An 11,549-nucleotide genomic window follows, 5' to 3' on the forward strand; every position below is an offset into this window, starting at 1 on the left:
GCGCCAGTAAGAACCCGATTGGATCATCTAATAATCGGTGGAGGAAGGACGAACACCCCCACCGATTAAAGTTTCACTTTATTTGATTATTAGTTGGAGTGACTCACTTCATAAATTTTGAAGAGAATATTTTTAATTCATACTTTACTTATATGAATTATGAGTATAAACTGGCGATAATAGTCATAATTAGAAAAGATGACAAGTATATACTTTACACATATATTTAGGAGGATTGAAGCTAATGGCAAATTTGTCAATAGTCGTTTGGTCTTAAAATGGTTGTAGTTATTGTGATAATGTGAAACAATATTTGGAACAAAAAGGGATTGAATATGCAGACATAGACCTTATAAATCGTGATGAACTAAGAGACATTTTAGAGGTGAAATATGGCGTACGCCATGTTCCGGTCGTTGAAATAGGAGAAGGAAATATATATGAAGCAGTGACTGATGTAGGTATCCAAGCTTTAGAAAAAACGTTAGCGCAATATCTGTACGTGAATTTCTCCTCTTAACAAGAAATTTCAGTATAGTAAGAGCTGAATTAAATACTGTTAACATATCATGCTGAGACACATAACGGTCAATCTTTGGAAGAAGGAGGTTATGATATGAGATTAAAAAAAATGATCGAACAACGGAAAAATACACTGATGGATTTTTTAAATTCACATGGTGTGTATAAAATTGAAGGTGATTCAAGACATTTGTATGAATATCCGCTGAAAGAATTAGAAGCAGAATATGAAAGGTTAAAAAAGAAGAATGCAGAATAAGCTTTGGCATCTTATAATTGTATAAATGGAGTAGTTCCTTCTATGTTTAAGGAACTACTTTTTTTGTTTTACCTCGTTCAAACTGTAAGACTCTCACTTCAAAACGAGAGTAAAGGTGAAGACGTTTAAGTGGGAGATTAAGCGCCAGTAAGAACTCGATTGGTTCAACCAATAATCGGTGGGAGATGGACGAACACCTCCCACCGATTAAAGTTTCACTTTATTAAATGTTATGTCACTGTTGAAATACTTATTTAGTTATCTTGGTTTTCTATTTTACATTCAAAGCAATATAGCTGACCGTTTTGTTCGTGGATAACACCATTAAAAAAACCATCAAAACAATAGATTTCTTTATTGCATGCTGTGCAATTACCTACAAATTCATTCATTTTAGTCTCCTTATTCCATCATTAGTTCTGTGCAAAGTGTATTCTTTATTTAGTTTCCATTCTCCTCGTAAGCATTGTTAACCATTGAGAAAAATAAGTTGAAGTTTACGTTAACGTAAATGATAAAATTATAATTAACATAATATTGCAATAGTTAGGGTGATAAGATGAATTACACCATTTCACAGCTTGCTGAAATATTTGGCTTAACAACAAGAACCATTCGATACTATGAAGAGTTACAGCTATTGAAACCTAAAAGAGATTTGAAAAAAAGAAGAATTTATTCTAACAAGGAATACGTACGTTTAAAGCTCATTATTCGAGGGAAGCAGTTGGGTTTTTCTTTGGAAGAAATTAAAGAAATGGTTCAGCTCTTTGATCAAGACCCTACAGGAGAAAAACAGTTAGAAAGAACAATTGAATATGGAAATATGAGAATAGAGGAGGTAAATGCCAAAATTCATGATCTTGTCCTAATAAAAAATGAACTAGAAAGACTGCGTTCTGATTTTGTTAATAGACTCGAAAAAATAAGGAGAGATAAGCCGTGAATATTTCGAATTTGTTAGAGAGAAATGCTCGAAAATATCCTTTTCAAGATGCGGTTGTTACCGAACAGGAGAGATTAAATTATCAGGAATTAAATATAGAAGTAAATAAATTTGCTTCATCTTTACGACAGTATGGTATAGGCAAGGGCGACAAAGTGGTTTTATTTATGCCGAATACAAAAGAGTTTGTGATCAGCTATTTCGCCGTATTGCGACTGGGAGCCATCATTGTACCTATTAATGCGAAGCTAACAAAACAAGAAGTAACTTATATACTGGATCATAGTGATGCAAAAGCGCTTATCGTGCACGATTTATTGATACCAGTTGTTTCAACGATTGAACATAACATTTTGTTAATTGCAACAGGCGAAGCGAACGATAGATGGAAAAGCTTCGAGGCTCTATTGAATGCTGGCGTGAACTCACAGATTCCATGCAACTTAAATGAAGAAGACGAAGCGACAATTTTATATACATCAGGTACAACTGGACAGGCAAAAGGCGTATTGTTCACGTATCGTAATATTTTAACCACTGCAATAATGATGTGTTTAGAAATGGAAATGAAGCCAGAAAGCCGATTGCTTCATATGATGCCGCTAAGTCATTCTGCACCATTACACTTATTTCTTGTAGCGGGTACTTATGTCGGTGCTACACATGTTTTATCCCCTATGTTTACACCAGAAGCATTATTGAAACTAGTAGTAAAGGAGCGAACAACACATTTCTTTGGAGCTCCGGTAGCTTATTTATTTACTGCTAAAATGCCAAACATTCAATCTTATAATCTAAGCTCTATGAAATTTTGGGTGTATGGAGGAGCGCCACTTTCATCACCAGAAGTAAAGTTGATTCAAGAAAAATTTCAAACAAACCGACTTTTTTGTGTCTATGGCTTAACAGAAGCAGGGCCAACAGGAACGTTGTTACTTGCTGAGGAGCATGAAAAGCATGCTGGTAGTATTGGCAAAAGAGGAGCGCTTGGCACAGAAGTGCGAATTGTTAATGATGAAGGGCAGGAAGTAACACAAGGAGAAGTTGGAGAAATTGTTCTGTTCACAGAAGGAATCATGAAAGGTTATTACAAAGCTGAAGAACAAACAAAGGAAGTCTTATTAGATGGATGGTTGCGAACAGGGGATTTAGCTAAGGTTGATGAAGATGGTTATATATGGGTTGTAGATCGTAAGAAAGATTTAATTATTTCTGGTGGAGTTAACATTTATCCAAAAGAAGTGGAGGAAGTACTTATTACTCATTCAAATATATCGGAGGTTGCGGTTGTTGGTGTACCACATCCAGAGTGGGGAGAGACAGTTAAAGCTTTTATTGTAGTCACAAAACCTATAGACAATCCACAAAAAGAATGTCAAAGCTTCCTTGTTGATAAACTAGCTTCTTATAAAATCCCTAAATTATTCGAGGTAGTATCCGAATTGCCGAGAAATGCAACAGGTAAAATACTTAAGCATGTTTTGAAAGAAAAACAATTTACAGGGGTGAGCGAATGAAACGTATTATGAACTTTTATAAAGAAGATCCGAACTTACAAGAAATCGTGAAGAAATATTTACCGACAGATTTATTGGATTGGGCTAATAAAGAGTTAGAAGAATTCGGGGCGATGTGTGCGACAGATATTGATGAACGTGCCGTGCATACTGATCGTGAGGGACAGCCTCGACTTATTAAATACAATCGTTTCGGTGAAGATATATCTGAAATTTGGGTGAATGAAGGGTATAAACAAACAGTTAAAGAAACATATAACAAAGGAATTGTTGGTTACATTTTCAAGGACATCCCGGCTCTTGGAAGAACAGGAGATTATCACTATTCATTTGCTCAAGGATATTTATTATCGCAAACTGAGCCAGGTTTCTATTGCCCTGTTACATTAACGATGGCTACAGCTTATTTATTAGAGCACTATGCAAGTGAAGAAGTGAAAGAACGATTCTTACCGCACGTACTTTCAACAGGTGAAGTGGAACTTTATGAAGGGGCTACTTTCTTATCGGAACGTCAAGGTGGTTCTGATGTTGGAGCAAATGTTGTGAAGGCTATTAAAGTAGGAGAGCATTATCAGTTATTTGGTGAAAAATACTTTGCTTCTAATTCAGGAATGTGTGGCGTAGCCATGGTTCTAGCTCGCATAGATGACCAGCGAAAGGGAACGAAAGGCTTGAGTTTATTCGCAGTACCTTGGAGAAAGGAAGATGGTAAGTTAAATGGGATTCAAGTGCGTAGATTAAAGGATAAGCTTGGAGTACGGGCTGTTCCGTCTGCAGAAATAGAATTTGATGGAGCGGAAGCTTATTTAGTCGGTGATGCATCTAAAGGATTCTATTATATGATGGAAGGGTTAAATCTTTCCAGAGTATGTAATGCTATCGCATCGATTGGAATTATGAGAAGAGCCTATTTAGAAGCGAGAAATTATGCCTTTTATCGTGAAGCATTCGGACAGTCATTAACAGCATATCCGATGGTCCAAACGACTTTAACTAAATTAGCTGCTAAGCAAGAAGTGGAAACAAGTGCGACCTTCTATTTAGTGAATTTATTTAATAAAGTCATGTCTAAAGAAAATGTAGTTACAGAACAAGAAGAAGCGTTAAATCGTTTGTTAATTGCTTTACTAAAGAAAGAAACAGCGGAACAAGCTATTCATTTCGTACATGAAGCGATTGAAATGCATGGTGGTAACGGTTATATGGAAGACTTCGTATTAGCAAGGCTATTACGTGATGCGCAAGTATTAACAGTATGGGAAGGAACGGCTAATATTTTAGGATTAGAAGTTTTACGATTAATGCGTAAATACAATGCTCATCAATTGTTTATTGAAGAAATGCATCAAGAACTACATCAATTATCTCCTCAATTAAACGATTTAAAAACTCCAGTAGTAGAAGGAATCAACAAACTTAAAGAATTAACCTCTTATGTAGCAACTGCATCAGAAGATGTTCAAACGTATCATTCGAAAAAAATCGCTGCGTTGATGGTGAATATTTTCGAAAGTGTTATTGCATTAAAGCAAGCTGAAAGTGGAGCTAGCCGTTCAGTAGCCATTGCAGAAGTATTTATTGAACAAACATGGCGATTGAATGAGTGGACGGATAAAGAAATGAAATCTGTTGTACATTTTGACTTGATTGTTGCTTCCCAATTAGAGGCAATTGAAGTTCAACCGGTACAATAGAAGAACAAAGAGATCGATTATTCGGTCTCTTTGTTAATAGCTTTATATAGTCGAGTTACTCCTTCTTGAATCTGATCTGTTGTTAAATGGCCATATCCTAAAATAAGGTAGTTTTTGTAGTGACCTTTATGAATTGTATGATCTTCGACTGGATACACCTTTACACCAAAGATTTCTAAATTTTCAATCTTTTCAGGAGTAAAGTTAATGTTTTGAAATGCTGCAATGAGATGTAAACCAGTTGAATATCCTGAAATAGTAACATTCGTCCCAAATGTTACATGCAAACATTTTATGAAGAAGTCACGTCTTTGTTTATAGCATTTCTTCATTTTCAAAATATGTCTTTCTAAATAATGTTCTTCTATAAATTTCGCTAGCGTCAGTTGATCGATGGATGGCGTATGTAAATCGGTGAACCACTTGGCTTGTCTACCTTTTTCTATAAGTTCTGAAGGTTGTATGATATAGCCCATTCTAAGTGCAGGTGATAGTATTTTACTGAACGAACCGATGTATATGACATAGTTTGGATCTAAACCTTGTAAGGAACTAACTGGAGGTCCTTCATATCGAAATTCACTATCATAGTCATCTTCTACAATATAGCAATTTATTTTTCTAGCATAATTGATTAAATCAATTCGCCTTTGAATGGGCATTGTTCCTCCTAATGGAAATTGATGAGACGGTGTTACAAAGACAAATTTAGGTTTTATATGAGATGGAAGTAATGATGTCTTCATACCGTGTTCATCAACAGGAATGGAATAAAGAGATGATCCTAAAGTTTGAAGTATCACCTGAATATCGTATGTTATCGGGTCTTCGATTATTATTTCATCATTAGCAGATACAAGTAGTTTCGTAACAAGTGTCATTGCTTGTGTTGCACCTGAAGTAATGATGATTTGTTCTGGCAAACATTCAACACCTCTTGTTTTGCGAAGATATTTAGCTAGAATAGTTCTTAATTCAATGCGCCCTTCTGGTACATCATATCCAAAAGCGGTTGGTGAAGCACCATGCCATAGAGCATGTGATAGCTTTGCCCAAGTTTTATTCGGAAAATCCTCTAATGCTGGTATTCCTGAACGGAAATTGATAATGTCATTTTTACTTGGCGCTACATGGACTTCTCCTGTTAAATAGGAAGGTGATTTTCGTTCTAGAAATACTCCTTCAGCAACATATGTCCCGGCACCTGTTTGTGTTTCGAGAAATCCTTCAGCAATTAATTGATCGTATGCTTCTAATACTACATTTCTTGAGACTTGTAATTCAGTAGATAGTGTGCGTGAAGAGGGAAGCTTATCTCCAGCCTGTAATTCGCCACTTAAGATTTTTCCCCTTATATGGAAATATATTTGTCGATTCAACGGCATTTCTAGTTTTCGATCAACAGTCATCCAAAGCATAATTTCATCATTTCCTTCGTAAAGTGGTATCGTCAAAAATCCATTGCATTGGTACTAATATATACCATTTTATCATGCTAAATTGATATCAAATAGTTTAAGAGGGGATGAAAATAGAATGTCAGATGCTAAAAATCAAGCTGTAGAGGCATTGAAATCAATCGCAAGAAACCAGCAGATGAAAGAGTATGTTCAACAATCGAAGGAGCTCTATCCTTTGCTTCGAAAAGTCGCAAAGCGTTATGTAACAGGAGAAAGTATGCAAGAGGGATTAACGATTGCCCAAAAGGTACTAGCGAAGGATTACGCCATCTCTTTAGAATTTATCGGAGAGAATACTAGTAGTATAGAAGCCTGTGAAAATGCCAAATACGAAATTTTTCAGCTTATCAATGCTTTAAGAGCTATTACTCAAAATCAAACAGTTTCATTTGATTTATCACATATTGGTTTAAATATTGATTCTAACTTAGCATATTCTCACCTTTTAGAATTAGCAGAGAAAGCAAAACAATCTAACATAACATTAATGATTAGCATGGAAGAGTCTAGCAAAACAAATCGAATTCTAGAAGTATACAAAAAAGTAGCAGAAAAGTACTCTAATGTAGGCATTACTATTCAAGCTCATTTGTATAGAAGCATAGATGATATGAAGGAACTTATTCATTTGCCGGGGAAGATTCGTATTGTCAAAGGAGCTTATCAAGAAAGTGCTACTATAGCTATGCCAAGATCAAAAAAATTAAATGAGCAATTTGTAGAAATGGTAGATTACTTGGTAATGAATAATCATCCTATTTCAATAGCTACGCATGATGAAAAAATAATTCGAGAATTAGAGAAACGTCAGTATCTGTTTCAACCCCTTGTGGGATTAGAAATGTTATACGGAATTCAACCTCATCTAATGAAGAAGATGAAATCAGCTGGTTATCATGTAAGGCTTTACATGCTTTATGGGAGAGAATGGTATTTGTATTTGTGCCATAGGCTTGCTGAAAACCCAGACAACATATTTGTAGCCATTGCAGATATTGTAAATCAATCGGTATCGGTTGTGGAAGAATATTAAGGTTTCTTTTTGAAAAATAAACCAGGCTTTTCAATAGATGCTTCATGAAAACAATGCTATGCTATGAAAAATGACTGGAGAATTTCAAGATGAATGAAGGGGTTGCCTATTATGAAGCCTAAAGTGATTGTGTACAAGAGAGTCCCTCAAGCAGTATTAGATTACATGCAAGCATACTGTGATGTTGTATATTATGAACGATTGAATGACGGTAATTATGCTGATTTTTTTAATGAATTAAAGGAAGCTAATGGTTTGATTGGATCTGAATTACGTGTAAATGAAACATTGCTAGACCAAGCACCGCATTTGAAAGTAGTTAGTAATATTTCAGTTGGCTACGATAATTTAGATATTGACGTATTAACAAAACGAAATATTCTTGCAACAAATACACCTGAAGTATTGAATGATACAACAGCTGATACTATTTTTGGCCTTTTGTTAGCAACTGCTCGTAGGTTCCCAGAGCTTGATCAATATGTGAAAACAGGTCAATGGAAAGGGTCTATTGAACAAGAACTGTTTGGCGTTGATGTTCATCATAAAGTAATTGGAATTATCGGAATGGGTGGTATAGGAGCAACGATTGCCAAAAGAGCCCATCTTGGGTTTGATATGAAAGTACTATATCATAATCGATCGCGTAATGAAGATGCAGAACGACTATATGATGCTACTTACTGTCGTTTAGAAGACTTGCTTCAACAAGCAGATTTTGTTGTATTGATGACGCCTTTAACCCCGCAAACGGTTAAGCTTATGGGAGAGAAAGAATTTCTGTTGATGAAGAAGTCGGCTATATTTGTGAACGGATCTCGTGGTAAGACAGTAGATGAAGAGGCGTTGGTGAAGGCCTTGCAAACAGGTGAAATTGCAGGGGCTGGACTAGATGTATTTGTTCAGGAGCCGATAGATGTTCATCATCCATTGCTTTCAATGAAAAATGTTGTAACACTTCCTCATGTAGGTTCGGCAACTTTTGAAACAAGGATGAACATGAGCATGATGGCAGCGGAAAGTTTGGTAACGGCGCTGAAGGGAGAATGCCCACCAACACTAATTAATCAAGAAGTATGGGGATGCTAATAATAGGAAGAAGCAAAAGACAAATAATCTTTTGCTTCTTTTGCCGTTTTTCATATTAATCAAATCGACGTTTTTTATAAATAATAAAGGTTGCAATGATTGAAATGATTACCCAAATTAGCATTGCGAAGATATGGTCGCTTATGGAACTAAAGTTTGTATTAGTGTTTAAAGAATAAATTATTTTCTCAAAGTGACTGTTTGGTAAGTTTGTAATAACCTTCTTTAATATTCCATTATCGATCATTGGAGCAAAAACGGAACTAACTCCGAATATCATCATGAAAGGCATTCCAACGATCGATGATTCCATGACACTTCTTGATAGTAAACCAAGCATAGTACCAAGCGCAGTATATATGATTATGCATAATAAGATTGAAACTGAAAACCATAACAGATTCTTAACTTCATAGCCTGATAAGAGAATTGAGGCAATAACAGTAATAATGGTTACAACTGCAGTTAATAAGCTTTTACCAAGCATAATTTCTGTTGTACTCGCAGGTGATAATAATAATCCGCGTAATGTATTTTTTTCTTTTTCTTCTGCAACCATCGCGGCTTGAATGAAGATAGCAGACATGACAAGAGCAAAGTTAATTAAGAAACTCATTTGTATTGAACTTGCATCACCTGATCTACCAATCCATGCAGCGAAAAGTACAGGAAAGAGAGGATTGAAAAGTACATAATAATTCTTCATTAAATCTTTATAATCTTTTGTAAATATAGCTTGCACACGTTTGATTGAAAATGTCATGATAAGTTCCTCCCTGTTAACTGTACGAATATATCTCCCAATGTTGGTTCGTTAGAATGCATCGTTAGTAATTCTCCGCTATTCATATAACGCTGAATTTCTTGTACGCCTTCTGTATTTTTAGGTACTGTAATTAATCGATTATCTGTTAATAATAATTCAATAGTTGGTTTAGCGTGTTTTACACGTACATTTTGTGGTGTATCAAGTAGTTCTATTTCCCCGTTATGAAGAAAGGCAATTCGATCACAAATAGATTCCGCTTCATTCATATCATGAGTAGTAAGGAAAATTGTCGTACCCTGTTCATTTAAACGTTTTAACCCCTCGTGAATTTGTTTTGTATTTGTCGGATCTAAAGCGGATGTTGGTTCATCTAAGAATAATAAATCAGGTTTGTGAAGAATAGCACGAGCTAGAGTTACTCGTTGTTTCATACCTTTCGATAATTTAGATACGATTGTTTTCTTATCATTTTGCAAGTTTACGGTTTCTAGAACTTCATCGATACGTTTCTTATTCACATCGTAAAGGTCACAGTAAAAAGATAAGTTGTCATAAATTGTCAAACGTTCATATAAGTTACTATTATCAGTTAAAATACCAATTCGTTTCATTGTAGAAGGCTTATTTAAATGTTGTAATTCATTATTGAAGACTAAAGCATCACCGCGTGTAGGGAGCAGTTGTCCTGTTAGTATTTTTATAGTAGTTGTTTTTCCAGAACCACTTGGACCTAATAATCCAAATGTTTCTCCTTTTTGAATGGTAAAAGTAACATCCTTCAAAGCTGTTTTATTTTGAAATGTTTTCATTAGTTGTTTTACTTCAATGATATTTTCCATCTCCATATTCTCCTTTTTCCCGATTGTTTATTGCAAGTTGCCTTGCTTTGTTAACTAAAGTTTATCGAGTCTTAAGTGTTCTCGCCTTAAATTCTGAATGAAAGGCGTTAAAATGAACATGTATGGAACGAATGATGAGATGAAAGGAGTATGAATTACATACCAATGATGCTTTTTAATTCGCTCATTTTACCTTTAGATAAAGGAATAGAGCTTTTCTTAGCATCATCTAGAATTAAGCTATAGCTGTTACGAGTCCAAGTGATGATTTCTCGCACCTTTTGCAAATTGACAATGTATGAACGATGGCATCGAAAGAAGCCCAATGCATGTAAGCGATCATAAAGTTCGTTAAGCGTAAATGAACAAGGAAAAGTTTCACCCTTAATAAATAGATGAGAAGTACCATCACAGCTTTCAATATAATCAATTTCCGTCGGATCGAAGAGGATCAATTTATCATTGACTTTAGCTGGAATTTTATCGAAGCGAATAGGGTGACTAATAAAATCGATGGATTGTACTTCCCGTTGTTCCATTTCATTTATATCATCTATCTCTTCATCAATTACTTCTTGCTGTTTTAATCCATTTTCATTTAAACGATATACTTTATAAGCTAAAGATATCGCACTTTCCATATTGCTAGTGGTAATTAATACAGCATGGTTCATGGAAGCTAATTCATCGATTAATCGCTTAATGATAATTTTACTTTCTAAATCTACGTTTTGATCAGGTTCTTCTATAATAATAAGATCTGGTTGATGAATTATTGCCCGCGCAATATTTAGTCGTTTTATCTCAGAATATGTAAGATATTTAATTCGTTGTTTCTGTTTAGTATGTAAACCAACTTTTTGTAGAATGTTGTCGATATTTGTAGAAGAATCATATAAACCATTAAAAAAATGTAGATAGTCTTTTGGTGTTAGTCGTTCATAAGTTGAATCGTTCAATAATACGATTCCAATATGTTTACAAAGCTTTTTATAATTTTGACTTAATGGCAGGTTGAGCATTAGAATTTCCCCACTTGATGCAGGTGAATTTCCAATCATCATTTTTAAAAGTTGTAATCCGACTTCGGCATTGCAATGAATAGCTACGATGTCGCCTTTATTGATGTCTAAATCAAAAGGGGGAAATAATATATTGTTTCCATTCCTTTTCTCTAATTGCCTAATTGAAAGTAATGTCATTAATGTAAGCACTCCTATCACTAAAAGGGAATAATGTTTAAAAAATCAAATTAATTCCATTCTAGTATACATCATGTAAATACAATGAAGTGAAATTTTCAATGTGGCAGAAAAGAAAAGAGACCTTTCCGAAGAATAGGTCTCTTGATTATTAAAGATAAGAAAGTATATAATTTGCGTGGTGTCTAGCTACAGCGCCCAGCTCCTAGTGGACTT

The 11,549-nt window shown here is 34.9% G+C and carries 10 protein-coding genes and 1 pseudogene; 7 read left to right on the forward strand and 4 right to left on the reverse strand.

Annotated elements, in window-relative coordinates; all coding sequences use genetic code 11:
- Window positions 1–244 precede the first annotated feature (244 nt).
- The 5 genes and pseudogenes from V7014_RS07470 to V7014_RS07490 all read left to right on the forward strand — a co-directional run bounded on the left by V7014_RS07470 (window position 245) and on the right by V7014_RS07490 (window position 4,941).
- Window positions 245–520 (forward strand): annotated as a pseudogene (locus V7014_RS07470) (glutaredoxin family protein).
- A 96-nt stretch (window positions 521–616) separates the two neighbouring features.
- Entirely contained in the window at window positions 617–781 is a 165-nt protein-coding gene (locus tag V7014_RS07475; RefSeq protein WP_335505752.1) for a Fur-regulated basic protein FbpA, read from the forward strand.
- A 559-nt stretch (window positions 782–1,340) separates the two neighbouring features.
- Window positions 1,341–1,727, forward strand: a complete 387-nt coding sequence (locus V7014_RS07480) for a MerR family transcriptional regulator (protein WP_335505754.1) — start codon at window positions 1,341–1,343, stop codon at window positions 1,725–1,727.
- Window positions 1,724–3,244: a class I adenylate-forming enzyme family protein gene (locus tag V7014_RS07485; RefSeq protein ID WP_335505756.1), complete on the forward strand. Its 1,521-nt coding sequence runs from the start codon at window positions 1,724–1,726 to the stop codon at window positions 3,242–3,244. The genes V7014_RS07480 and V7014_RS07485 overlap by 4 nt, the downstream gene beginning before the upstream one ends.
- The gene (locus V7014_RS07490; RefSeq protein ID WP_335505758.1) at window positions 3,241–4,941 is read left to right on the forward strand and encodes an acyl-CoA dehydrogenase family protein; all 1,701 of its coding nucleotides are present in this window, start codon (window positions 3,241–3,243) and stop codon (window positions 4,939–4,941) included. The genes V7014_RS07485 and V7014_RS07490 overlap by 4 nt, the downstream gene beginning before the upstream one ends.
- 17 nt (window positions 4,942–4,958) lie before the next feature.
- On the opposite strand, the gene V7014_RS07495 is transcribed toward V7014_RS07490, so the two are convergent.
- Entirely contained in the window at window positions 4,959–6,359 is a 1,401-nt protein-coding gene (locus tag V7014_RS07495; protein ID WP_335505794.1) for a PLP-dependent aminotransferase family protein, read from the reverse strand.
- A 118-nt stretch (window positions 6,360–6,477) separates the two neighbouring features.
- Between V7014_RS07495 and V7014_RS07500 the strand changes: the two genes are divergently transcribed.
- Window positions 6,478–7,434 (forward strand): proline dehydrogenase family protein, encoded by a 957-nt coding sequence (locus V7014_RS07500; RefSeq protein ID WP_335505760.1) that lies wholly within the window; start codon window positions 6,478–6,480, stop codon window positions 7,432–7,434.
- Window positions 7,435–7,545: 111 nt separating this feature from the next.
- Window positions 7,546–8,523 carry a 2-hydroxyacid dehydrogenase gene (locus tag V7014_RS07505; protein ID WP_335505762.1) on the forward strand — a complete coding sequence of 326 codons (978 nt, stop codon included), beginning with the start codon at window positions 7,546–7,548 and terminating at the stop codon, window positions 8,521–8,523.
- Between the two features lie 55 nt (window positions 8,524–8,578).
- On the opposite strand, the gene V7014_RS07510 is transcribed toward V7014_RS07505, so the two are convergent.
- The 3 genes from V7014_RS07510 to V7014_RS07520 all read right to left on the reverse strand — a co-directional run bounded on the left by V7014_RS07510 (window position 8,579) and on the right by V7014_RS07520 (window position 11,333).
- Window positions 8,579–9,286, reverse strand: coding sequence for an ABC transporter permease (locus V7014_RS07510; RefSeq protein WP_335505764.1), 708 nt, complete (start codon window positions 9,284–9,286; stop codon window positions 8,579–8,581).
- Window positions 9,283–10,131: an ABC transporter ATP-binding protein gene (locus V7014_RS07515; RefSeq protein ID WP_335505766.1), complete on the reverse strand. Its 849-nt coding sequence runs from the start codon at window positions 10,129–10,131 to the stop codon at window positions 9,283–9,285. Before V7014_RS07515 ends, V7014_RS07510 begins: the two co-directional genes overlap by 4 nt.
- A 155-nt stretch (window positions 10,132–10,286) precedes the next feature.
- The gene (locus tag V7014_RS07520) at window positions 10,287–11,333 is read right to left on the reverse strand and encodes a LytTR family transcriptional regulator DNA-binding domain-containing protein (protein ID WP_335505767.1); all 1,047 of its coding nucleotides are present in this window, start codon (window positions 11,331–11,333) and stop codon (window positions 10,287–10,289) included.
- Between the last annotated feature and the right edge of the window lie 216 nt (window positions 11,334–11,549).

It is taken from the genome of Bacillus sp. JJ722 (assembly GCF_036963345.1).
In the GTDB taxonomy this organism is placed as follows: Bacteria; Bacillota; Bacilli; order Bacillales; family DSM-1321; genus Bacillus_AD.